Annotated in this window: 21 protein-coding genes; 5 read left to right on the top strand and 16 right to left on the bottom strand. The window is 37.2% G+C overall.

Going from position 1 to position 23827, the window contains the following annotated elements; genetic code table 11:
- Positions 1-37 precede the first annotated feature (37 nt).
- The 9 genes from rpsS to rpsL all read right to left on the bottom strand — a co-directional run bounded on the left by rpsS (position 38) and on the right by rpsL (position 6341).
- Positions 38-307 carry a 30S ribosomal protein S19 gene (gene rpsS / locus G7051_RS09710; protein WP_029903251.1) on the bottom strand — a complete coding sequence of 90 codons (270 nt, stop codon included), beginning with the start codon at positions 305-307 and terminating at the stop codon, positions 38-40.
- A 21-nt stretch (positions 308-328) separates the two neighbouring features.
- Positions 329-1153: a 50S ribosomal protein L2 gene (gene rplB / locus G7051_RS09705; RefSeq protein ID WP_166114403.1), complete on the bottom strand. Its 825-nt coding sequence runs from the start codon at positions 1151-1153 to the stop codon at positions 329-331.
- Between the two features lie 8 nt (positions 1154-1161).
- Positions 1162-1455, bottom strand: a complete 294-nt coding sequence (gene rplW, locus G7051_RS09700; RefSeq protein ID WP_166114400.1) for a 50S ribosomal protein L23 — start codon at positions 1453-1455, stop codon at positions 1162-1164.
- Between the two features lie 11 nt (positions 1456-1466).
- Positions 1467-2096, bottom strand: coding sequence for a 50S ribosomal protein L4 (gene rplD / locus G7051_RS09695; RefSeq protein ID WP_166114397.1), 630 nt, complete (start codon positions 2094-2096; stop codon positions 1467-1469).
- Positions 2096-2716: a 50S ribosomal protein L3 gene (gene rplC, locus G7051_RS09690; RefSeq protein WP_166114393.1), complete on the bottom strand. Its 621-nt coding sequence runs from the start codon at positions 2714-2716 to the stop codon at positions 2096-2098. Before rplC ends, rplD begins: the two co-directional genes overlap by 1 nt.
- 24 nt (positions 2717-2740) lie before the next feature.
- The gene (rpsJ, locus tag G7051_RS09685) at positions 2741-3046 is read right to left on the bottom strand and encodes a 30S ribosomal protein S10 (protein ID WP_026626968.1); all 306 of its coding nucleotides are present in this window, start codon (positions 3044-3046) and stop codon (positions 2741-2743) included.
- 92 nt (positions 3047-3138) lie between these two features.
- Positions 3139-5265 carry an elongation factor G gene (fusA, locus tag G7051_RS09680; RefSeq protein ID WP_166199929.1) on the bottom strand — a complete coding sequence of 709 codons (2127 nt, stop codon included), beginning with the start codon at positions 5263-5265 and terminating at the stop codon, positions 3139-3141.
- Between the two features lie 20 nt (positions 5266-5285).
- Positions 5286-5762, bottom strand: coding sequence for a 30S ribosomal protein S7 (gene rpsG, locus G7051_RS09675; protein WP_166114387.1), 477 nt, complete (start codon positions 5760-5762; stop codon positions 5286-5288).
- Between the two features lie 159 nt (positions 5763-5921).
- Positions 5922-6341 carry a 30S ribosomal protein S12 gene (rpsL, locus tag G7051_RS09670; RefSeq protein WP_166114384.1) on the bottom strand — a complete coding sequence of 140 codons (420 nt, stop codon included), beginning with the start codon at positions 6339-6341 and terminating at the stop codon, positions 5922-5924.
- Positions 6342-6720: 379 nt separating this feature from the next.
- Here rpsL and G7051_RS09665 point away from each other — a divergent pair, with 379 nt between their 5' ends.
- Positions 6721-8265, top strand: a complete 1545-nt coding sequence (locus tag G7051_RS09665; protein ID WP_166199927.1) for a bifunctional response regulator/alkaline phosphatase family protein — start codon at positions 6721-6723, stop codon at positions 8263-8265.
- A gap of 82 nt (positions 8266-8347) precedes the next feature.
- Complete coding sequence (gene tsaE, locus G7051_RS09660; protein WP_166199925.1) at positions 8348-8764, top strand: tRNA (adenosine(37)-N6)-threonylcarbamoyltransferase complex ATPase subunit type 1 TsaE; 417 nt, start codon at positions 8348-8350, stop codon at positions 8762-8764.
- A 188-nt stretch (positions 8765-8952) separates the two neighbouring features.
- Here tsaE and G7051_RS09655 read toward each other — a convergent pair whose 3' ends face one another.
- The 4 genes from G7051_RS09655 to gnd all read right to left on the bottom strand — a co-directional run bounded on the left by G7051_RS09655 (position 8953) and on the right by gnd (position 15664).
- On the bottom strand, positions 8953-11856 hold the full coding sequence (locus G7051_RS09655; protein ID WP_255493173.1) for a glycoside hydrolase family 2 protein: 2904 nt from the start codon (positions 11854-11856) through the stop codon (positions 8953-8955).
- A 561-nt stretch (positions 11857-12417) separates the two neighbouring features.
- Entirely contained in the window at positions 12418-13140 is a 723-nt protein-coding gene (gene pgl, locus G7051_RS09650) for a 6-phosphogluconolactonase (RefSeq protein WP_255493172.1), read from the bottom strand.
- Positions 13141-13142: 2 nt separating this feature from the next.
- Positions 13143-14672 (bottom strand): glucose-6-phosphate dehydrogenase, encoded by a 1530-nt coding sequence (zwf, locus tag G7051_RS09645; protein ID WP_166199923.1) that lies wholly within the window; start codon positions 14670-14672, stop codon positions 13143-13145.
- 95 nt (positions 14673-14767) lie between these two features.
- Complete coding sequence (gene gnd / locus G7051_RS09640) at positions 14768-15664, bottom strand: phosphogluconate dehydrogenase (NAD(+)-dependent, decarboxylating) (RefSeq protein ID WP_166199921.1); 897 nt, start codon at positions 15662-15664, stop codon at positions 14768-14770.
- Positions 15665-16010: 346 nt separating this feature from the next.
- On the opposite strand from gnd, the gene G7051_RS09635 reads away from it, so the two are divergent.
- Genes G7051_RS09635 through G7051_RS09625 form a run of 3 tightly spaced genes read left to right on the top strand, consistent with a single transcriptional unit; the run spans position 16011 to position 20353 of the window.
- Positions 16011-17051: a hypothetical protein gene (locus G7051_RS09635; RefSeq protein WP_166199919.1), complete on the top strand. Its 1041-nt coding sequence runs from the start codon at positions 16011-16013 to the stop codon at positions 17049-17051.
- Positions 17014-19434 (top strand): hypothetical protein, encoded by a 2421-nt coding sequence (locus G7051_RS09630; protein WP_166199917.1) that lies wholly within the window; start codon positions 17014-17016, stop codon positions 19432-19434. Before G7051_RS09635 ends, G7051_RS09630 begins: the two co-directional genes overlap by 38 nt.
- 37 nt (positions 19435-19471) lie before the next feature.
- Complete coding sequence (locus tag G7051_RS09625; RefSeq protein WP_166114357.1) at positions 19472-20353, top strand: hypothetical protein; 882 nt, start codon at positions 19472-19474, stop codon at positions 20351-20353.
- A 77-nt stretch (positions 20354-20430) separates the two neighbouring features.
- Here the strand turns inward: G7051_RS09625 and gpmA are convergent, their stop codons facing one another.
- The 3 genes from gpmA to G7051_RS09610 form a co-directional block, all read right to left on the bottom strand.
- Entirely contained in the window at positions 20431-21177 is a 747-nt protein-coding gene (gene gpmA / locus G7051_RS09620; RefSeq protein ID WP_166199915.1) for a 2,3-diphosphoglycerate-dependent phosphoglycerate mutase, read from the bottom strand.
- A 212-nt stretch (positions 21178-21389) separates the two neighbouring features.
- A complete protein-coding gene (locus G7051_RS09615; protein ID WP_166199913.1) occupies positions 21390-22235 on the bottom strand; it encodes a hypothetical protein in 846 nt (281 codons plus the stop codon).
- 153 nt (positions 22236-22388) lie between these two features.
- Positions 22389-23825: an MBOAT family protein gene (locus G7051_RS09610; protein WP_166199911.1), complete on the bottom strand. Its 1437-nt coding sequence runs from the start codon at positions 23823-23825 to the stop codon at positions 22389-22391.
- Between the last annotated feature and the right edge of the window lie 2 nt (positions 23826-23827).

The raw sequence follows: 23827 nt of genomic DNA, 5'->3' as shown, positions 1-23827 counted from the left end.
TTTCTTTTTTGTTGAATAAATTTTGGCTTTTGCTTGATTATCTCTTCTTGTTACCACCGTGTCCACGGAAAGTACGAGTTAGAGCAAATTCTCCTAATTTGTGACCTACCATATTTTCTGTTACATAAACAGGAATAAATTTATTTCCATTATGTACAGCTATAGTATGACCTACAAAATCCGGAGAAATCATTGAAGCCCTTGCCCATGTCTTAACAACAGCTTTTTTGCCTGACTCATTCATAGCCAAAACTTTTTTCTCAAGCTTTACATTAATATACGGGCCTTTTTTTAACGAACGACTCATAATTTTTTAAATTAAATCAGGTTACTTCTTTCTTCTTTCAATTATATACTTAGAAGAATGTTTCTTTGGAGCTCTTGTTTTAAGACCTTTAGAATACAATCCTTTACGTGATCTTGGGTGTCCTCCTGAAGCACGACCTTCACCACCACCCATGGGGTGATCGACAGGGTTCATTACTACACCTCTAACACGAGGACGATTTCCAAGCCATCTAGAGCGACCAGCTTTACCTGATTTTTCAAGTGCATGATCAGAGTTACCAACACTACCTACAGTTGCTTTACAAGCTGAAAGTATTTTACGTGTTTCACCAGAAGGCATTCTAACGATAGCATAGTCTCCTTCGCGAGAAGTTAACTGTGCAAATCCTCCTGCCGAACGAACTAATTTTGCTCCTTGTCCTGGGCGTAATTCTAAATTATGTACTACTGTACCAATAGGAATATTTGCCAAAGGCAAAGCATTTCCTACCTCAGGCGCTGCATTAGCACCTGACATCACTGTTTGACCTACCTGCAGGCCATTAGGAGCAATCATATAAGCTTTTGCTCCGTCTGCGTAATGTAACAAAGCAATACGAGCCGAACGATTCGGGTCGTATTCAATTGTTGCCACTGTAGCAGGTACTCCGTCTTTTGTTCTCTTGAAATCGATTAGTCTGTACTTTCTTTTATGACCGCCACCTACGTTGCGAACTGTCATTTTCCCAGTATTGTTACGACCACCCGAAATTTTCTTTCCGACTACAAGAGATTTCTCTGGTACACTTGCAGTGATTTCTTCGAATGTACCAATAATTTTGTGTCTTTGCCCCGGTGTTGTGGGCTTTAATTTACGTACTGCCATTTTTTATCTTAGATATTACTAAAAAAGTCTATTACTTCACCTTCTTTCAAGGTTACGATTGCTTTCTTGTAAGCAGGAGTTTTTCCACTAACTACACCAGCTTTAGTAAAACGGCTTTTGCGTTTCCCGGCATAGTTCATTGTGTTCACAACATCTACTTTCACTCCGTAAATTTGCTCTATTGCATTTTTGATTTCCACCTTATTTGCACTAGGAGCAACACGAAAACCATAACGATTCGGAAATTTCTCAGAGATCGCTGTTTGTTTTTCTGTTAGAATTGGTTTAATTAAAATACCCATTTTTTACCTCCTTATGCTTTTAAAAGTTTATCAATTACCGCAATCGAAGATTCTGCCAATATCAAACTAGTACAGTTCAATATAGTATAAGCATTTATCTCAGAAGCAGTTACAACTTTAACTCGCTCTAAATTACGAGCCGACAAATATACGTTTTTATTTTGATCCGACAAAACCAAAACTACCTTTTTATCAGCCACTTGCAAACTATTAGTCAAAGCAATAAAATCTTTTGTTTTTGGAGTTTCGAAATTGAAATCCTCGACTACTACGATTTGATTCCCTATTGCTTTGTATGCCAATGCTGATTTACGAGCAAGAACTTTCACTTTCTTGTTCAATTTAAAGCTATAATCTCTTGGTTTTGGCCCAAAAACACGAGCACCCCCAACCAATAGAGGAGATTTGATATCGCCACGACGAGCTCCACCTCCACCTTTTTGTTTGATCAGTTTACGTGTACTACCCGACAATTCACTTCTTTCTTTAGACTTATGAGTACCTTGACGTTGATTAGCCAAATACTGCTTTACATCTAACCAAAGAACATGGTCGTTAGGCTCAATTCCATAGATAGCATCGTCCAACGATACTTTCTTGCCGGTATCTTTACCGTTTATATTTAATACACTAAGCTCCATTATCTTTCTATTCTAACGATTGAACCTTTACTACCCGGGATAGAACCTTTGATTAATAAAAGGTTATGTTCCGGAATTATCTTAATAAGCACGAGATTTTGTACAGTAACTTGCTTGTTACCCATTTGTCCACCCATTCTTGTTCCTTTGAATACCTTAGCTGGATAAGAACAAGCTCCGATAGAACCTGGTGCACGCAGACGATTATGTTGTCCTAATGTAGCCTGACCAACCCCAGCAAAGCCGTGGCGTTTAACAACCCCCTGAAAACCTTTACCTTTAGACACTCCCGTTATATCCAAATAAGGATCATCCAACGAAAACATTCCGTCTACAGTAATAACGTCTCCTAGATTGTATTTCTCTTCATACTTGAACTCGGCCAAGTGTCTTTTGGGTGCTACTCCTGCTTTTTTAAAGTGACCTTGTAGAGGCTTGCTTGTATGCTTATCTTTAGCATCAACAAAACCGATCTGAACAGCTTCATAACCGTCATTTTCTACAGTTTTCACTTGAGTAACAACACAAGGACCCACTTCGATAACAGTGCATGGAACATTCTTTCCCTCGGCACTGAAAACGGATGTCATTCCGATTTTTTTTCCTAATAATCCTGGCATTTCTTTAATTGATTTACGTGTTTATCAAACTTTAATTTCTACTTCTACACCACTTGGTAATTCAAGTTTCATCAAAGCATCTACAGTTTTAGCTGTTGAGCTATAGATGTCGATCAATCTCTTATAAGAAGATAGCTCGAATTGTTCGCGTGACTTTTTGTTAACGAAAGTCGAACGGTTAACAGTAAAAATACGTTTGTGAGTAGGCAATGGAATTGGTCCACTAACCACAGCACCCGTAGCTTTAACTGTCTTCACGATTTTCTCAGCTGATTTGTCAACCAGGTTGTAATCGTAAGATTTCAGTTTGATTCTAATTTTTTGACTCATTTCAGTCTTTTAAATTAAGGGTTGTTTTTATATAGTAATGCAAACCGTGATTAAGAGTCATTTACTAACCACAGTTTGCAAAACAGTTTTTCTTATTTAATAAGATCTACTCGACCTTGACATTCAGTCAAGACTTGTTTAGCGATCGAAGAAGACACTTCTGCGTAGTGATCAAACACCATTGCTGATGTTGCACGACCCGAAGTAATCGTTCTCAATGAAGTTACATAGCCGAACATTTCAGCTAATGGAACTTTTGCCTTAACAATACGAGCTCCAGAACGGCTTGATTCCATTCCTTCTACCTGTCCACGACGTTTGTTCAAGTCACCGATTACATCACCCATGCTTTCCTCTGGTGTTACCACCTCAAGTTTCATGATTGGCTCAAGTAATACAGGACGAGCTTTTTCTGATGCCGACTTAAATGCAAATCTAGCACAAAGCTCAAATGACAACTGATCCGAATCCACAGGGTGGAATGATCCGTCAACCAAAGTAACTTTCATTTTATCTAAAGCAAAACCAGCCAAAACACCATTCTTCATAGAGTTCAAAAATCCTTTTTGAACCGAAGGCACAAATTCCTTAGGAATATTACCACCTTTCACCTCATCAACAAATTGAAGAGAACCTTCGAAGTCTGCATCAGCAGGCCCCACTTTAACAATGATATCAGCAAATTTACCACGACCTCCTGATTGTTTCTTATAAACTTCGCGAAGCTCAACTGTTTCAGTAATTGCCTCTTTATAAGACACCTGAGGGCGTCCTTGGTTACATTCTACTTTAAACTCACGTTTCAAACGCTCAATAAGAACATCTAGGTGAAGCTCGCCCATACCTTCGATGATAGTTTGACCTGAATCTTCGTCTGTATGCACACGGAATGTTGGATCTTCTTCAGATAGTTTAGCTAAACCATTAGCCAATTTATCAACATCTTTTTGAGTTTTAGGCTCAATAGAGATACCGATTACTGGATCTGGGAAATCCATTGCCTCAAGTGTGATAGGATGATTTTCGTCACAAAGAGTATCTCCGGTACGAATATCTTTAAAACCTACACCTGCACCAATATCACCACAACCAATCACCTCTTTAGGGTTTTGTTTGTTTGAGTGCATCTGGAACAAACGTGAGATACGTTCTTTTTTACCTGAACGTGTATTGTATACATAAGAACCGGCATGTAATTCCCCTGAATAAACACGGAAGAAACAAAGACGACCTACGAATGGGTCTGTAGCAATTTTAAATGCCAAAGCACAAAATGGTTCGTCCGGACTTGGATGACGTACAATTACTTTTTCAGAATCTTCTGGATCTACACCTTCAATTGCAGGAGTATCCATCGGACTTGGCAAGTATGCACAAACAGAATCCAACAATGGCTGAACTCCTTTATTTTTGAAAGAAGAACCACACAACATTGGAGTAATCTGCATAGCCAATGTTCCTTTTCGGATAGCTACTCTGATTTCATCTTCTGTTATAGTAGAAGGATCATCAAAGAATTTCTCCATCAAAACATCATCACATTCTGCGATTGATTCTAACATTTTCTCTCTCCATTCTTGAGCTTCAGCTAACAGATCAGCAGGAATTTCTTCCACATGATAATCTGCTCCCATAGTCTCATCATGCCAGAAATAAGATTTCATAGTCACTAGATCCACAATACCTGTGAATTTCTCTTCAGCACCTACCGGTACTTGAATAGGACACGGATTAGCTCCTAGCATCTCACGAATTTGGCGAACAACTTCAAAGAAGTTTGCACCTGAACGGTCCATTTTGTTCACATAACAAATACGTGGAACTTCATATTTATCAGCTTGACGCCAAACTGTTTCTGATTGAGGCTCAACACCTGATACTGCATCAAATGTAGCGATTGCTCCATCCAACACACGCAATGAACGCTCTACCTCTACAGTAAAGTCAACGTGTCCCGGAGTATCAATCAAGTTTATCTTATACATCTCATTGTCATACTTCCATTGAGTGGTAGTAGCAGCAGATGTGATAGTAATACCACGCTCTTGCTCCTGATCCATCCAGTCCATAGTGGCTGTACCATCATGAGTTTCACCAATCTTGTGAGTTAGTCCTGTATAGAAAAGAATACGTTCTGATGTGGTAGTTTTACCAGCATCAATGTGAGCCATGATCCCGATATTTCGGGTATTATTTAAGTTATCTAAAACTTTTGCCATTGTATAATTTATCTCCTTAATTAAAATCTGAAGTGAGCAAATGCACGGTTAGCTTCAGCCATTCTATGCATATCTTCTTTTCTTTTATATGATCCACCTTGGTTATTGAAAGCATCTACAATCTCTGCAGCTAGCTTATCAGCCATAGTTTTACCACCTCTCTTGCGAGCATAAAGGATAAGATTTTTCATAGATACAGATTCTTTGCGATCTGCACGAATCTCTGTTGGCACTTGAAATGTTGCACCACCTACACGGCGAGACTTCACTTCTACCTGAGGAGTCACATTATCTAGAGCTGCTTTCCAAATTTCCAAAGAGCTCTTTTCTTCGTTAGGAAGTTTGTTTTTAACCACTTCTAATGCAGTATAAAAAATACTGTAAGAAGTACTTTTTTTACCATCGTACATCAAGTGATTTACGAATTTTGTAACTTTTACATCACCGAAAACAGGATCTGGAAGTACCTGTCTTTTCTTTGGTTTTGCTTTTCTCATTTTTGTTTAAAAATTTTGTTCTTGTTTTTGGTTGCCGATCTCCCTGTCTTCAACGGTTCCGCCGAACCATTTACTCAACCTTATAGTAGCCTACCCAATAAACTAAAAAACACTTTAATACTTGAATTAATTAAAAATGTCGATTATCGGAACGAAAAATTATTTTTTCTTTCCTCCCTTAGCTGGTGCTGCTGGTGCCGCTTTTCCTGCTTTAGGTCTCTTAGCTCCGTATTTAGAGCGTCTTTGCGTACGACCATTCACGCCGGCAGTATCCAATGTTCCACGAACAATGTGATAACGTACCCCTGGAAGATCTTTAACACGACCACCTCTAACAAGTACAATAGAGTGCTCTTGCAAGTTATGTCCTTCTCCAGGAATATAAGCATTCACCTCTTTACCGTTTGTTAAACGCACACGTGCTACTTTACGCATAGCCGAGTTTGGTTTTTTAGGAGTTGTTGTATACACACGTACACAAACACCTCTTCTCTGAGGACAAGAATCCAATGCTGGAGACTTGCTCTTCTCAACCAAAACAGCCCGTCCTTTTCTTACTAATTGTTGAATTGTAGGCATTTCTTTTAACTTTTAGAACTTAAAAAATTCAATTTTTATTTGGTTAAACTACATTACAAATACGACAAGAACAAATAGCCAATCAAGTGTGTATCAAAAGAATACCACATGAAGACTATCCACTTCCTCGTAATTTGAGGTGCAAAAATACAATAAATCAGGCACATATCAAAAAAAACACCTTACTATTTTCATTTTTTATTCGAATAAAAAACTATTGATATAATTTAAGCTCACACAATTACACTCTTGTTATATAGAAATACTTAACTTTGAGGTCACAGATATTTTTATTGCTTTAGGCTGATTAATTTCTTTTTTTATTTTATTTAATAGAAAAAAGCGCACTAAAACATAAGAATAGATAATTGATGATTATATGAAAAAATATCGCATACTTTGGGCTGATGATGAAATTGAATTACTTCGTCCTCATGTACTTTTCTTAGAAGATAAAGGCTATGAGATCGTAACAGTCAATAGCGGACAAGATGCTCTTGATTGCTGTAAAGAAGAACAATTCAACCTTGTATTTCTGGATGAAAACATGCCTGGACTTACAGGCTTACAAACCTTGACCAAAATCAAAGAAATAGACCCCAACATACCCGTAATTATGATCACCAAGAGTGAGGACGAGGGTATTATGACCGATGCTATAGGAAAAAAAATAGCAGATTATTTAATTAAGCCTGTTAACCCCAACCAAATACTATCGTCCATAAAGAAGAACTTACATAAACACGATATTGTAACCGAAGCAACAGTAGAGGGTTATCGTGAAGAGTTCAACAAGATAGGTATGCAGATTGGAGATTCTTATACTTTCGAAGAATGGGTAGAGGTATATAAAAAACTCGTATTCTGGGAGATGGAACTTACTGCAACCCAAAATCCTTTACTTGAACTTATTGTGGCACAAAAGCAAGATGCCAATAATTCTTTTTGTAAATTCATCAAGAAAAATTATGTTTCATGGATTCAAAATCCGGATAACAGACCTATTATTAGCCCCGATCTATTTAAGAAAAAAATATTCCCGCGATTAGATAATGGCGAGAAACTATTCTTCATTCTTATAGATAATTTTCGTTTAGATCAATGGGCAGCAATAAAAGACATGCTTGCTCCCGATTTTACTTTTGATGAAGACATGTATCTTTCGATACTACCGACTGCCACACAATATTCGCGTAATGCTATCTTCTCAGGATTGATGCCTTTGCAGATATCAGAAATGTATCCGAATCTTTGGGTAGAAGAAATAGAAGACGAAGGCAAGAATCTGAATGAAGATCTATTGATACAAACTCAAATAGACAGGTTCAGAAAGAACTATTCATTTTCTTATAATAAGGTACACACTTCGGCATACGGCAGCAAATTTGTACAAAATCTAAATTCACTTAGCAATAACCAACTGAATGTTATTGTCATTAATTTTGTAGATATGCTTTCGCATGCAAGAACCGACTCGCAGATGATACGTGAATTAGCGGCAAATGAGGCTGCCTACCGATCACTTACCCGATCATGGTTCAAACATTCGAGCATTAGCGACCTATTCAAGCATATTGCAAATATGGGATACAGTATTGTCCTTACAACCGACCATGGAACAATCAGGGTAAAGAATCCCTTAAAGGTTATAGGAGACAAAGCTACAAATACGAATTTAAGATATAAAGTAGGCAAAAATCTAGATTACGATTACAAAAAAGTATACGAGAGCAGAAACCCATCACAGATAGGTCTGCCTTCACCCAACTTAAGCAGTAAATATATATTTGCTCTTAATGAAGACTTCTTTGCTTACCCGAACAACTATAATCATTACACTTCTTATTATGCGGATACTTTCCAGCATGGAGGAATCTCAATAGAAGAGATGCTACTACCATTAGTCACTCTTAATCCGAAATAACAATTAATAGTTAGAGCTTAAAATACACCATTAAACAGTTTCTCTTACTTAAAAGAATACAAGAATCACAAATATAAAGATCATGACAACTATAGAAATAAAATCGCTGGACACCATTGCTAATGCTGCTTCTGAATTCATTAAGCAGATGGGCGACAATACGGTCTTCGCATTTCACGGAGAAATGGGAGCGGGAAAAACTACTTTCATCAAAGCTATTTGCGAAAAGCTCGGAGTGGATGACGTAATAAACAGCCCTACTTTTGCTATAGTAAATGAATACAGGTCAGACTCGGGCGAGCTAATTTATCACTTTGATTTTTACAGAATAAATAAAGAAGAAGAAGCTTTCGACTTCGGGTACGAAGATTATTTTTTTAGCGGCTCTCTTTGCTTTATAGAATGGCCCGAAAGGATAGAATCACTCCTTCCTCATGACACTGTACATGTTACAGTTAAAGAGATAGAAAATGGCAGCAGAGTTGTTGAAATAAAATAAAACGAATAAGCCACAAACTAAGGTCACATACCTTTTTATTGCTTTGGCAAGTATAACAACTAGAGGCAGTTATACTGATGAAATATCGATTTAAATATTTAACGCTACTATTATATACTTTATATAACAAAAGGTCAGGAAAACTCCTGACCTTTTGTTATTATATAATTAAAGACATTAGAGAACTCTTACAACTCTACCGAATCAAAGTTATATCCTTCGGCTATTACTTTAAAGTTAGCAGGAGTCATATCAGGCAATGTCAATTCAACCTTACGTTTTTCTCCGGGTAGTAGATTCATATAACCATCCGAAAAATAAGCAGGAAGAATAATCTCACCGGTTATTGTACTTTTAGCATTCAATTTAACCGCTACAGCAAACTCCGATGAAGTATTTTCTAATTCATAGATAAATTTAGAACCTACAGCCTTTTTCAACGTCAACTTCAACTCAGGTTTACCCAATGCATTCAATGCCTGATTGGATTGTATATTACCCCAGTTTTTCCAATAGTCGTTGATAGAAACAATATTCCCTTTACTATCTTTCAATTCAAGACGAACCAAAGTATATTTAGGCACATCTTTAGTCGGAAGCTCAGGAATAAAGCAATCCACCTTTCCATTGGCAGGAACATCAAATTTAGCAGTCTTATTGAAATACTCCTTACCAGTTATATGGAAGTAACGAACATTTACTGTCATATTTTTATAAGCCTCACGAGTAGAGTTAACAATCACCACCTTATTATCAGGCAGATTCATCTGAATATGTACAGGCTCTTGTGCTTTTTTAGCTCCGAAATATGAACCCGGAGTTTCGTAATCATACGTATAAGTCTGCCAAGTCATACTAGGCCATGCCGGATGACTCATCCACATGATAAGCCCCGTTGTATTGTCCCACATACGACTGTTCCATGCCTCAATCATAGCTCGCCAAGTATCATAAGTTACCATCTGAGATTTCTTAGAAAAATCTTCCATGCTATTGGCCTTACCATAGCTATTTACAGCTGCCATAAAGTCTTCGAAGAAGTGAGTTGTATGGTGTAAATCATGATAAGCCCATACATCATTAATTGGCCACTGATCTTCGGGAGCTATAAACTTACGGATTGTATTCGCTGTAGGTATTGCCTGAGCTCCAAACTCGGTATTGAACCCTTCAGCAGTTTCCGTGAAGTAACGCGACTGATCTTTAAAGAATCCGTAAGGTCCACTATTTACTGCATTCAAGAAACGAGAGTTTCCATGGTAATGACGTGTAGGATCTTCCATTGCCAACATCTTAGCCAATTGTGGTTCCATTCCTTCAGGAGCATACCCTTCGTTACGTGGGCACCAAATAGCAATAGATGGGTGAGTCCTGAAACGGCGTACAACATCCGTTGCATTTTTCATAAACAACTGATAATCGTTAGGCTCTACCGTATCATCTGTTGTAATCCAGAAGTCATTCCAAACAAGCATACCATATTCATCTGCCATATCGTAGAATAACTCTTCTGTATTTTCGCCTACCCAGTTACGGATCAGGTTAAAATTAGCATCCTTGTGCAATTGAAAATAAGTCATAAACTTATCACGAGAGATACGCTTCATAGCATCATCCATACCGAATGTACCACCTTTTATAAAGATGCGAACACCATTTACACGGAATACAAAGTATTGACCTACCGGGTCATCATTCGATAGTTGCTCGAAAACAACAGCCTCATCTATATTTTTCTGCAATGTAGGAATAGTCCTATTTAATTTCGGGTCACCTACTTTTACAACATTCTCATAATCAAAGATCGGTTTACCATTCATTTCAACATCCACAGGCGTATAAGCTATTCTGTGATCTCCCTTAGTAGGAGTATTTATCATCAACTCATACGAAAGTTCACGAATACCGAAACGTAGTTTTTTCAAATCAGAAGCAGTTGCTCCTACATTTGCCTGCAATTCGAGGTTATACAGATTTGGAGCACCATATCCATTAGGCCACCAAAGTTTTGGATTCTTGATATTCAGTTCCTTAAAATTGGCAGGATCAAAAGTTAAAGTCTTTTCTTCTTTTGCTTTCAGGCTATAAGGTAATTTAATGTCTACGCCTTCAAATTTAGCTGACAGTGTTCCTTGCACCGGAGAATCCGACAAGTTCTTTACAGGAACAATAATCTTAACTGTTGCTTTTGTTGTGTCAGGCAAAGGAAGGTTAGTTACCACCTGAGGATCGCCGATAGAAACATCGCTACCCACTTTCAGCCTTACATCCTGCCAGATACCCATGTTTCGGTCACGAATACCCGGTATCCAGTCCCAACCCATAGAAGCAACAAAGGTAGGTCCGTCCAAACTTAATTGTCCGCCATTCAATCCTTGTCCGGCAACCATCGATTGCTCGTGTGATATACCCGGATTATCGGGTGGAGAAACCAAAATTGCCAGTACATTTTTACCACTCGATTTGATAAGTGAAGTAACATCAAATTCGCCACGAATAAAAGCACCTGTTATATTGCCTAGTTTCTTTCCGTTTAAGAAAACCTCCGCTCTGTAATTTATACCGTTCAATAAAAGACGTACTCTCTTACCATCGGTATTTACCGGCGAATCAAAAGAGGTACGATACCACCATTTCATATACGCCAATGTATCGGGTATAGCCATATTGTTAAGCCCGAAGTAAGGATCAGGATATTCGCCCTGATCTACAAGTGTAGTAAGCACCGTTCCGGGGACAGTTGCATTATACCAGTCTTTTGTATCGAAATTAGGGCTGAAAATAGACTCTTTGGATTCAAGTACCTGAGTTGAAGTACCCAACTCCCAACCATCCGAGATAATCCACTCACCTTGCTGAATAGGTATTAACTTAGTTGGAATATTTTGCTTTGCTTTTCTTTCCGAAGTTTGAAAAGGTGCTTTACCATGCGGCAATTGATCTTCGGGTTGTTTCTCTTTCAAACCTGCCCAAAGCTTAATAAGTCCTGTTTTCCCCATCATGTCCTGTGCATTCACACTGTTCGGACTAATTAGTGAAGAGAGAAACACCGAACCAACAAGAATACAAGTCTTTAGTGTTTTTTGTTTCATGAATATTATTTTATGATTGATTTCCGATTTCACAAATATAATCAAAAAAAATGTTCAGCCTTAAAGGGCTTTACAATTGAGTTGTTAATTAACAAAATACTTGCATCCCTTAAATCCTTTTAATACAAGTACTAAAATGAATGCAATATAGTTACTTAAGCTATATACCTCTTAAAAGGCGAAACAAGAAGGTGGCAATACGATACATTTAGTTAGACAAAAAAGTGACAAATGTGGCAAAAACAGTACACTTTTAAAACCCGACTAAACAACTAATAATCAAACAACAAACTCAAAAAAGGTTACAAAAGTGACAAAGGTGACACTATTCTTCAGTTTCATTGTTGCTGCTATTTTAGCATTCTCAAATATAATATCATCCATGATAAGTAAGTAAAGAGTAAAATTTATTGGTCTATTTTGAAGTTGTAACATTCTATATTTGTTATACTTGCCAAAGCAATAAAAAGGTCTGTCACCTTATTATAGATAAAGTTAGAATAAAAAAAATCCATTACCGTCAGATCGGCAATGGATTAGATATTAAGGTCATTTATGTTCTTATAACAAACTTGCAGCCTCTTCATCCAGCATCCAGAAAAGTTTTCCATTCACAGGATTTACTTTTGCTGCAGGATAAGTATCCACAAAAGCCTCACGCTCTTCTACTATTTGCTTTACCTTCTCAGCCTTATTCTTTCCGGTTACCAAAAAGACTACATTACGGGCATTATTAACAATACGTCCCGTTAAGCTGATACGCTCCATACCAGTTTCAGGATGTTGAGCAGTTACACAATCAGCCTCCACATTCCACAGCTCTATCTGATGGGGAAATATAGATACCGTATGGCCATCATCGCCCATGCCAAGCATCATAATATCAAAAGTAGGAAGATTGTTTTCTTTAGGCAGGTATTTATCCATGATAGACGTATACCATTGTACTTCTTCTTTAGACTCATTTTCGCCATGTATACGATGAATCTTCTTTTTGTCTATTGTCGGAATTTTATCAAACAACAAACTTTTAGTCATCCCGAAATTACTCATTTCGTCCGTAGGGCGTACACAACGCTCATCCCCCCAGAAAAATGCAATTCTGTTCCAATCAATAGACTCAGAGTAATTGGCTACCCAATAATTGAAAAGAGCTTTAGGGGTAGAGCCTCCCGAAAGTGAAATATTCACGATCTCACGTTTCGATAACTCTTCTTTTAATAACGACGTAAAGCCCTCACTGAGGGCTTCGACATCTTTGTATATATTAATCTTCTTATCCATAATCATAATTCACAATATATACCGTCATCTGACAGATTTTTACACGGATATCTCCATGTCATATTTTCACCTTCGATCAAACCATCGGCACATGCAGGCCCCCACGATCCACAGGGATATCCATACAAGGGAGCATCCGGATTTGCTTCCCAATAATCGAGTATCGGTTGAACAAACTTCCATGCAAATTCCAAAGCATCGCCACGTGTGTATAGAGTAGAGTCACCCAACATCGCATCGAGCAACAAGCGCTCGTATGCTCCCGGAACATAGGTATCTTGAAGTTGCGAATAGTGAAAATCCATATTCACCTCTTTTACCCTGTAACCATTTCCCGGAACTTTCATACCTGTTTTCAACAAAATACCCTCATCAGGATGTATACGTATTACCAATACATTTCCATCGCTGCAATATTCTTTGTTGTCAACAAACAAGTTAAGTGGAGTTGGTTTGAAATGGATAACAATTTCCGACACACGGGTAGGTAAACGCTTCCCTGTACGAAGATAAAATGGCACACCACCCCAACGCCAGTTATCAACAAACATCTTCATGGCTACATAGGTTTCGGTACGAGAATTGGGATCAACTCCCGTTTCTTCTCTATATCCTTTCTGAGGAACACGTTTAACGTTTGCTGCCGTATATTGACCTCTTATTACATTATTTTGAATATCAAGCTGACTCAATGGACGCATAGTTTGAAAGACTTTCAGCTTTTCATTTCTGATAGCATCCGATTCAATCACCGTAGGCGGTTCCATAGCCACTAGAGCCAGTAACTGAAACAAGTGATTCTGAATCATATCACGCATAGCTCCCGAATGATCATAATATCCTCCACGACCTTCAACTCCGATACTTTCGGCAGCGGTAATTTCTACATGGTGAATATAATTCCGATTCCACAAAGGCTCATAGATACTATTTGAGAAACGAGTCACCAGCAAGTTTTGCACTGTCTCTTTACCCAGATAGTGATCCATACGATAGATCTGATGCTCTTCATAATCGTTCAATAGACTTTTATTAAGCTCTACTGCCGACTTCAAATCATTACCAAACGGTTTCTCGATAACAATACGTCTGATTTTACCTTTGCTTTCATTCAAGCCCTCTTTAGCCAGAAACTTCGGTATCAAAGGATACAAGTTAGGAGGAGTAGACAAATAGAACAAGTAATTACCATCTGTTCCTTTCTCATCATCAAATCCTTTAAGACGAGATGTAAGTTTTGAATATTCAGCTCCATCATCCGTATTTATCGACAGATAAAACAGCTTTTCAGAAAAAGCGTCAATCTCTTTTTCGGCAGCATCTTTCGATATTGCAAACTGACGTATTCCATCAATCATTTTCTCTCTGAACGAAGTATCAGTAAAGGAACTTCGTGCAACACCCAGCACAACAAAATTATCGGGCAAAGATTTTTGCTTATATAGATCGAAAAGAGCCGGAACTAATTTTCGATACGTCAAGTCACCCGACGCACCAAAAATCACCAAGACCTGATCTTTTATTTTTTTCATAAACTTATTTCTTTAGAAGGGGCGTATCGCATACGCCCTCAAATAAACAGACTTATGTAAGTTAGCGTATGCAATACGCCCCTACTTTAAAGACCTTAGTCTTTTTTTATCTCGTGACCGCCAAATTGATTTCTCATGGCAGACAATAATTTATATGCGTATGAATCGTTTTCTCTTGATTCGAAACGAGTAAACAACGATGCGGTAATTGCATGAGCAGGTACGTCAAAGTCAATAGCAGTTTGTACAGTCCAACGACCTTCACCGCTATCAGAAACATAAGGTTTAATACCTGTCAGGTCTTCGTTTCCTTCCAATGCGTTACCGATTAATTCAAGTAACCATGAACGAACTACCGAACCTTGCATCCATACACGAGAGATTTTTTCTAAATCTACATCATATGGAGATTTCTTCATAATTTCGAAACCTTCGGCATAAGCCTGCATCATTCCGTATTCGATACCATTGTGAACCATTTTCACCATGTGTCCCGAACCACTTTCTCCGCAACGGATATATCCGTTTTCAGGAGCTAATGATTTGAAAATAGGCTCTGCAAAATCACAAGCACCTTTTTCGCCACCGTACATCAGACAGTAACCATTTTGAAGTCCCCAAACGCCACCGCTGGTTCCACAATCTATATAATGAATGCCTTTTTCGGCAACTTTTTTACCACGCTCTACAGTTTCTCTCCAGTAGCTGTTTCCACCGTCAACAATAATATCATCTTTGCCTAATAGCGAAACAAGCTCTGCAATATTTTCTTCTACTGGTTTTCCGGCAGGAACCATCAACCACACCAATTTACGTCCGTCTAATTTTCCAACTAAGTCAGTCAAGTCTTTAGCAGCTACGGCACCTTTGCTTACAGCCTCATCTACTTCTTTTGAAGTTAAGTTATAAACTACAACCTCATGTCCATGATTCAATAGGCGTTCAACCATTTTGCCACCCATCTTGCCTAAACCAACAAATCCGATTTTCATATTTTATAAGTTTTGATATTATATTTTCTTACTGTGTAATATTGAACATCTAAATTAGTGATTTGTTGAAGATATCCAGCCATTTAAAACAAATATTCTTCTATTGTTTTCTATCAAAATGTCAAAACTCTGATATCAAACCCTTTGATAAGGTATAATTAATGATTGGTTTTATTTATAATAAGAAAACTAACATCAACTATTTCTAACAAAATAATCATCTAGTGCATTAGACTTTCTATTACTCAAGTACCGAAAACAGTCACTATCGGTTATATTTTTTTAAGCATGACATTAAATAGTTCATCTTACTTATTTTATACCTTTGAACAAAATATTTATAGCATTGAAATATTTATTATACACATTAGTTATCACACTACTTGTCAGTTGTAATTCGTCAAAAAAAAGGAGTCTTGACGAGCAAAATTCCTTTTGTTATTGGAAGACAACTTTCACATTTGATGCTCAGGATAATAATGTATGGAAGCAGACCGCAGCCGATCACATGTATATCCGCTATTTTGATGTGGGATGGGACGCCGGATCAAAACAAGCCAAACCAATAAGTACCATATTTGCCAGTAAAGACTCTCTACCTTGTAAGCATATAACTCCTGCCATATTCTTTTCGAATAATGTATTTGAAAAATCATCCAAGGAACAATTGGATACACTGGCTATAAGAATCAAAAACAGGATAGAGCAAACCAATGAGCAATTCTCTGTTCAAAATTTTGCAGGCAAATACTCAGAGATTCTGATAGATTGTGATTGGTCGAAAGGAACAAAAGATAAATTCTTTTATTTCATCGAAAAGCTGCAAGCTGCCATTCCCGACAAAGAGATAACTACTACCCTACGTCTTTGGCAATACAAGAATCCGACAGTGGCAGGCATACCTCCCGTAAAAAGGGTTCTATTGATGTGCTACAATTTACAGGCAGCTAATGAATATGACATCGAAAACTCGATAGTAACTCTCGATGAAATCAAGAAATATGTATTCGGAGTTAGTTATCCAATAAAAACAGACATTGCTCTACCCTTATTCAGTTGGGGAGTAATTTTCCGGAATAAGGAATTCAAAGGAGTAATCAGAAATGTAACCTGCGGAAACTACTTGAATAATAAACAATATACTCAAATTGCAGAAAACAGGTTTCGCCTAAATGAAGAAATGGTTATAGGCGATTTCTTTGCCCGCCCGGGGGATGAAATAAGAATTGAAGCCCTCACCAAACAAGAGTTACAAGAATTATCCCAATATTTACTCTCTGAAATAAAAACAGATAAGTACTCACGCATTACATTTTTTGCATGGGGCGACACTAATAATATACCAACTGATGAAATCAAAAATATTTACACTAGCTCTTCTCATTAGCCTATTTATAACACAAGGAAATTTAAAAGCCTGTGGTTATTGGGAATTTGAATGGGAATATCGACCTATGACATTTCAAGCACAATTGCCATGGATGCAATCGATGAACCCTTTTGTTTACACTACGGCTTCCTTATTCTATAATATGAATCCTGACCCGATGGGTAACGACCGCACCCGCAATATTACCGAATGGCAAAAGGCAACATCAAAAGATATCAGCTTGGATGACATTTATGAGATACAATATAATACTGATCCGACTGCGTTTATTAGCTCTTTCGAAAATTCGGGATTAAAGGAATATAAGGGCAACTCCTTAATAAAGTATCTTACTGCCGATAAAAAGCATAAAGACATACTCGATTATCTTGTTTTTGCCAAGAAAGCAGAATCCACCGAATATGATTTCACCGATGCCAACTTCGAAGAATGGAAAGATGAACCTAATAAAGCCCCTAATAAAAGTATAGCCCAAAAATACGAATTACTGGCTGAAGCAAAGGCAAAGCTAAACACTGTAAAATCTGCATTTTTAAAAGAGCGATATGCATTTCAGGCAGTGCGTTTAAGCTGGCAATTGGAGGAATACCAAGAGGCTTCCGAAATATTCGACACTTATTTTAAAACAATTAATCCAAAGAGTTTAATGTCTGTATGGGCAGGATTGTTCAAAGCCATGTCATTGGACAGACTCGATAGGAAAGCCGATGCCAATCTTTATTACATTCAGGTTTTTGACAATAGCGATGAGAAAAAACTCAGATCGGTGCAATTGTACAATTACAACATACCTACACCTGCAACATTCACTGATAAGGAAAAGAGCGTAGAGATAGTACTCAAATCAATCCAAAATCCGGGACGTACTTTAGATTCTATACAGAACATACATAATCTGGATAAAAATAGTCAGTATCTCACATTTATGGTTATGCGCGAAATAAACAAACTGGAAGATTGGTTAATAAGTTCTATTTACTTAAAATCGGAAGAGAATCCATTCTCACGAGCCTATCAGTATAGTTGGGATGATGACGAAGAAACAACCGAAATAAAAAAGCAGAATCTCGAAACAGACCTGCAATATCTTAAAAGACTTAAAGCATTTGTAATCACTCTCAGAAATGAGACTAAAGAGCAGGACGAGAAAGATTATTACGCTATTGCCTTGGCTCATCTATCTTTACTTGAAGAAAATGGAACCGATGCTAAACAGTATCTGGCTGCAATCTCGACGAAAGCCGATCCGTCTATATTGTTACAAAAGTCTATTGAGAATATTTGGTTATCCATCAAAACAGATGATGTAACAAGTGACAGTTTCAAGAAAAACTACGTCAGTGAAATAAATAAGCTGAAATCGCAGCTTCGGGCAGTATCCGGCAAAAATAAAGAAAACATGTATAGCTCCCGAAATGAAGACGTAGCCAGTTATGATAATTACAACAGAATAATTTACACGCTGGATCTAGCATTATCAAATGAATTGAAGAAAAAAGGAGACATTGTATCCTACTGTCTTTTAAAGAACATATCAAACAAAGACCGCAGTTATGAGGGAGACGCATTTTGGAATACACAGGGATATTCTTCCGATTATTATGGAGTTATGAGGCAACTAGACTACAATGCTTCTGTATCGGATATGGACCAATTAATCGCACTTTTACAAAAAACAAACAAGAGCGAATTCGAGCAGTACATCTGCGATCAACCCTTCAATCCGGTAGATGCTTACAGAGATTTAAAAGGTACAATCGCATTTCGTAACAGGGATTTACAAACTGCCTATGAATCGTTTGCCGACATGAAACAAGACTTCTGGGATACAACGTATTATTTTAAGGACTACTTGAATGAAGACCCTTTTATACCAAAGAATCTGTATTCTCAAGAAAGCCGCGATTTCACATACAAGTTTAATAAGACCAGTTTTGTGAAAACATTGCTCGACCTTGAAAAAACAGCCAAAGGAAGTGATCCTAAAAAATCGGCAGATGCTTATCTCAAATTAGGGCATGCCTTTTTCAACACAACTTATTGGGGCAATTCATGGATGATGGTTTCTTATAGTTGGAGTGGAAGCGATGCCTATTACGGGAACATAAAGATGCTTGACCCGTGGAGAAGTGCGTATATGACAGCTTCTATTGCTCAGGAGTATTACGAGAAAGCCTACGAGAAAGCACAAAACAATGAACAAAAAGCCTATGCAACCTTAATGCTGAGCCGTACACACTGGCACAATATCGTGTTAAACGGTAGCGAAAAAGATAAGGCTCTGGCGGCTAAATACTCCAAAGAATATTACGATAATTACTTGAATACGCGGTTTGCCAAACAAAACGAGTGCCTAGGTTACGAGGCATTTATAAATTAAATCTAAGTCTATAATTATATATCCTCACTACACAGTTATGAAGTCGAAACTAAAGCATCCTGTTTTTATATTTTCTATTTTGTTACTACTTTTAAATGACTTTTATTTAAAGTATGCATTTCCTGGATTGTTAACGGGAAAACTATCTGATTTTGCAGGATTATTTGCCTTTGCATACTTTTTCAGTTCACTATTGCCTCGATACAAAAAACAGGTCCATATAGTGATTGCCGTTTTATTTATTTTCTGGAAAAGCAGCTACTCACAGCCATTAATCGACACAGTAAACTCAGTCGGTGTACCTATTAACAGGGTAGTTGATCAGAGTGACAACATAGCCCTTATCAGCCTATTACTATCCTATTTCTTATTCTCGAAGTTCAAATACAAGGAAATAAATCCGATACTGAAATATGCTATTATGGGAGTATCCTTATTCTCATTTATTGCTACAAGTCAACGACCTATATTTCAAACAACACCCACATACAAATTCGTTAATATTGAGAATAGTTACCAATTCCCCTACTCAAAGGAAAAGTTAATAGAAAGATACAATAACCTCCAAATGGAAAGGGTGAATTATCTCAAAAAATATTATGCCGGCACTATTGTTTTTGACAGTATAGGACATACATATTTATCAGATCATAAATACATAAAAGAAGCCATAGCCAAAATACTGGATTATAATAAGCTAAAAGATACAGACACTATCCGGATAGATGACGAAAATACCCATTTTTATATCACGGGAGATAATCACTCTTCAAAAATAAATTTAACAAGCATCATTAAATATGGATATCTTCCTGATACGATTATCATAGATAGGACGGCAGACTCAATACCTCCACTATACAATGATCTCATCCAGCTATTTGAAGACAGAATAATCAAAAAGCTCAATAATAATTAAATAGTTGCAGCATTACTAAAAAAAGAAAGCCATCATTCAAATGAATGATGGCTTTCTTTTTTTATATAAGCATAACCTTATTTCTTTTTTCCTTGATTGGCTACAGCATCCATCAAAGCTTTGATTTCTTCCGGATCACCCAAGAATTCGTCATTTACAAGCTTCAAGTTATCATCAAACTCAAACAGATAAGGAACAGCTGTTGGAAGATTCAATGATACGATATCTTCGTCAGAAATTCCTTTCAGGTGTTTGATTATACCACGAAGACTGTTACCGTGAGCAGCAACAATAATCTCATCGTGATTTTTCAACGCTTGGAAAATAGTATCATTCCAATAAGGAAGTATTCTTTCCACAGTGTCTTTCAAAGCTTCTGTAAGAGGAAGGTCTTTTTTATCTACGTCTTTGTAACGAGGATCAAGATATGGAGAACGAGGATCGTCAGCAGCTAATGCTGTTGGAGGAACATCGTAGCTACGTCTCCAGATAAGAACTTGCTCATCGCCATATTTCTCAGCAGTTTCAGCTTTGTTCAAGCCTTGAAGCATACCGTAATGCTTTTCGTTCAAACGCCAAGATTTTTCAACAGGAATCCAATCTAAATCCATTTGATCAAGAATTGTATTCAATGTTTTATTAGCTCTCTTCAAATATGAAGTATACGCTTTTTCGAATTTAAATCCTTTTTCTTTTAAAAGTTTACCGGCTTTGATTGCTTCTTTAACACCATTCTCAGTTAAATCAACATCTGTCCAACCTGTAAATCTGTTTTCCAAATTCCATACACTTTCACCGTGACGGATCAATACAACTTTTTTCATATCTTTTTTTGTTTTAGGTTTTCTTCGAAATTGAGGTCAGAGACCTCATATAGTATATTTACCAAAATTAGTCATAATTAAAAAATATCACAATAGGTCTTTTGCATTAGTCTTCTATTTAAGTAGCGTTAAATATTTAATGCGATATTTTATCGACATAACTAACCCTAGTTGTGATACTTGCCAAAGCTATAAAAAGGTCTGATACCTTATCATTTCCGATAAATAATATTCATAATGCTATCACCTACAAAAGGCCTGAAATGCGATTCTTCGTAATAATTATACTTGGATGTTGTAAACTTATTTCTTCCTGAGAAATCGTATACATGATCGCGTCCAAATACACTTATAATTGCATCCATATCTTGCGGGTTGAACTTCACTTGCGGATAAAGCGGATTAATAACGACCTTATAATTGGTATTATGTTTCGACAGAATATCCTTTATTCCACGAAGAGTTTCTTCATGATGTTTATCTACCTGAATAAACTGGCTTATGATCAGAGTGTCATTTACAGGATAAAACATAGGTGCATCGTAATAATCAGGCTCATTTTTAATACGCTCCTCTAAGTCTGATCTGAAAGGACGATTCGTCTTCGGATCGAAACTCGCCTGAACGAAGAAGTAGTGTTGACCAATATAGCTATTCTCGAGACCTAAAATTCTATTTCCGTAAAATGAAATAATAAAAGAAGGTGTCAAATAGGCTAAGAAATGAGTCTCATGAAAATCACACCAACCTTTTCCCGAAAGAAGCGGATGCTCCATATATAGAAACTTAGGCTCATTCTCATTATAATTAAAAGTAAAGTCAACATCAAGACACAATAACACGTTCTTAACATCAACATTCAGAGAATCGAGGAATTTCAGCTTATGGTAAACGGCCTCTATTTTTTCGCCATACGAATCAAATGAATAAACACTGGCATCAGCTCCCAGATGTTCTTTCCAAGAATCTATATTATATCCGAAAATACGTGAGCTTCCAAAGATGAACGAATTATAATGTTCTTTCTTATAATTCTTAAGAAATACCTCTGTAGACATATAACTGCGATTAACTTGCAGTGACGTATATTTATCATAAGAATGTACAATTTGAAAAGGGTCATAAACAATATAACCCACAACCAGCAGTAAAAAAATTACTATCGGTATAATCAGAAATCGAAATACACTCTTTAAAAATGACTTCATCCCTTAGAATTGAAAATATATAAACTGTTGTTCACTTCCTGTAAAGCAAAGTATAGCCAGTATTATTAAATAATAGAAAGCCCAACTAAGCGGACGCTTCCATTTCAATGTCAATTTCTCTAACGCATACTTATTTTCACGTCCCAGCCATTCGATAAGCATAAAGACTCCCACAATAGCTATCACTTTTCCTGATATAACATCGGGGCTTTGAAATAAAGTGGCAGAGAATATTTCTTTTATATACATAAAAGCATCAGTAATGGATTCTGCTCTAAAAAATATCCAGGCAAAACTTGCCAAACAGAAAGTCAGAATCAATTGACAAAATTCACGTATAGAGGGCAGTATCCGTCCTTGAGCAACCGTATCCAGATTTCGCCTGTTCGTTTTGAATATAATGGATGGCATTATAAACAGAGCATTCAGTCCACCCCATGCAAGGAATGTCCAGTTAGCCCCATGCCAGAATCCACTGACAAGAAATATAATAAATGTATTACGGATAGTTTTAGCCATCCCTCCCCTGCTTCCGCCTAATGGGAAATAAAGATAGTCTCTAAACCAAGAAGACAGCGAGATATGCCAGCGTCTCCAAAATTCGGCAATATCTCTCGAGAAATAAGGAAACCTGAAATTTTGCAACAGTTCGAATCCAAGTAAGCGAGCCGTACCTAAAGCAATATCGGAATATCCTGAGAAGTCGCCGTATATCTGTATCGCAAATAGCATAGCTCCCAATACCAAAGTACTACCCGAATAGTGTTGATGGTTATTGAATATGGTATTCGCCAATTCGGCACAATTATCGGCTACTACAACTTTCTTGAATAACCCCCAAAGAATCTGCCTTAAGCCATCTACAGCTTTCGAATAGTTAAATACTCTGGGCTTTTCTACTTGCGGAAGTAAATGCGTTGCTCTTTCGATAGGACCTGCAACCAGGAGAGGAAAGAAACTCACGAAAAGCGAGTAGTCAATCCAATTGCGGGTTGGTTTTATCTTTCCGAAATAGATATCGAAAACATATGACAATCCATGAAATGTATAGAATGAGATACCTACAGGCAAGATAATATTTAGAGTTGTCATATGAGGTGTGAAACCTACAGACGACAACAATTCGGCAAACGATTCGATAAAGAAGTTATAGTATTTGAAGAATCCGAGAAATCCAAGATTAAGCCCGACACTGAGTATTAGCCAGAATTTCTTCTTCGAAGCGGTGTTTGACTCAAAAATCTTCAATCCGGAAAAATAATCCAGAAAGGTAGAAAAGCCTAACAAGAACATGAAACGCCAATCCCAGCAGCCATAGAAGAAATAACTACAAACAGCCAAGAATATGTTCTGCCATTTTAATGATTTATTAAAAACAAACCAATAAAGGAAGAACACAAAAATAAAGAATACAGCGAAGCCTGCCGAGTTAAATAACACCT

Origin of the sequence: Dysgonomonas sp. HDW5B, assembly GCF_011299335.1 — a bacterium.
Classification (GTDB): domain Bacteria; phylum Bacteroidota; class Bacteroidia; order Bacteroidales; family Dysgonomonadaceae; genus Dysgonomonas_A.
This window is presented reverse-complemented; position numbering and strand designations above follow the sequence as displayed.

What these genes read in the sequence shown, in the direction of transcription:
- rpsS (WP_029903251.1), bottom strand. Translation starts at nt 307, where the DNA reads ATGAGTCGTTCGTTAAAAAAAGGCCCGTATATTAATGTAAAGCTTGAG.
- rplB (WP_166114403.1), bottom strand. Translation starts at nt 1,153, where the DNA reads ATGGCAGTACGTAAATTAAAGCCCACAACACCGGGGCAAAGACACAAA.
- rplW (WP_166114400.1), bottom strand. Translation starts at nt 1,455, where the DNA reads ATGGGTATTTTAATTAAACCAATTCTAACAGAAAAACAAACAGCGATC.
- rplD (WP_166114397.1), bottom strand. Translation starts at nt 2,096, where the DNA reads ATGGAGCTTAGTGTATTAAATATAAACGGTAAAGATACCGGCAAGAAA.
- rplC (WP_166114393.1), bottom strand. Translation starts at nt 2,716, where the DNA reads ATGCCAGGATTATTAGGAAAAAAAATCGGAATGACATCCGTTTTCAGT.
- rpsJ (WP_026626968.1), bottom strand. Translation starts at nt 3,046, where the DNA reads ATGAGTCAAAAAATTAGAATCAAACTGAAATCTTACGATTACAACCTG.
- fusA (WP_166199929.1), bottom strand. Translation starts at nt 5,265, where the DNA reads ATGGCAAAAGTTTTAGATAACTTAAATAATACCCGAAATATCGGGATC.
- rpsG (WP_166114387.1), bottom strand. Translation starts at nt 5,762, where the DNA reads ATGAGAAAAGCAAAACCAAAGAAAAGACAGGTACTTCCAGATCCTGTT.
- rpsL (WP_166114384.1), bottom strand. Translation starts at nt 6,341, where the DNA reads ATGCCTACAATTCAACAATTAGTAAGAAAAGGACGGGCTGTTTTGGTT.
- G7051_RS09665 (WP_166199927.1), top strand. Translation starts at nt 6,721, where the DNA reads ATGAAAAAATATCGCATACTTTGGGCTGATGATGAAATTGAATTACTT.
- tsaE (WP_166199925.1), top strand. Translation starts at nt 8,348, where the DNA reads ATGACAACTATAGAAATAAAATCGCTGGACACCATTGCTAATGCTGCT.
- G7051_RS09655 (WP_255493173.1), bottom strand. Translation starts at nt 11,856, where the DNA reads ATGAAACAAAAAACACTAAAGACTTGTATTCTTGTTGGTTCGGTGTTT.
- pgl (WP_255493172.1), bottom strand. Translation starts at nt 13,140, where the DNA reads ATGGATAAGAAGATTAATATATACAAAGATGTCGAAGCCCTCAGTGAG.
- zwf (WP_166199923.1), bottom strand. Translation starts at nt 14,672, where the DNA reads ATGAAAAAAATAAAAGATCAGGTCTTGGTGATTTTTGGTGCGTCGGGT.
- gnd (WP_166199921.1), bottom strand. Translation starts at nt 15,664, where the DNA reads ATGAAAATCGGATTTGTTGGTTTAGGCAAGATGGGTGGCAAAATGGTT.
- G7051_RS09630 (WP_166199917.1), top strand. Translation starts at nt 17,014, where the DNA reads ATGAAATCAAAAATATTTACACTAGCTCTTCTCATTAGCCTATTTATA.
- G7051_RS09625 (WP_166114357.1), top strand. Translation starts at nt 19,472, where the DNA reads ATGAAGTCGAAACTAAAGCATCCTGTTTTTATATTTTCTATTTTGTTA.
- gpmA (WP_166199915.1), bottom strand. Translation starts at nt 21,177, where the DNA reads ATGAAAAAAGTTGTATTGATCCGTCACGGTGAAAGTGTATGGAATTTG.
- G7051_RS09615 (WP_166199913.1), bottom strand. Translation starts at nt 22,235, where the DNA reads ATGTCTACAGAGGTATTTCTTAAGAATTATAAGAAAGAACATTATAAT.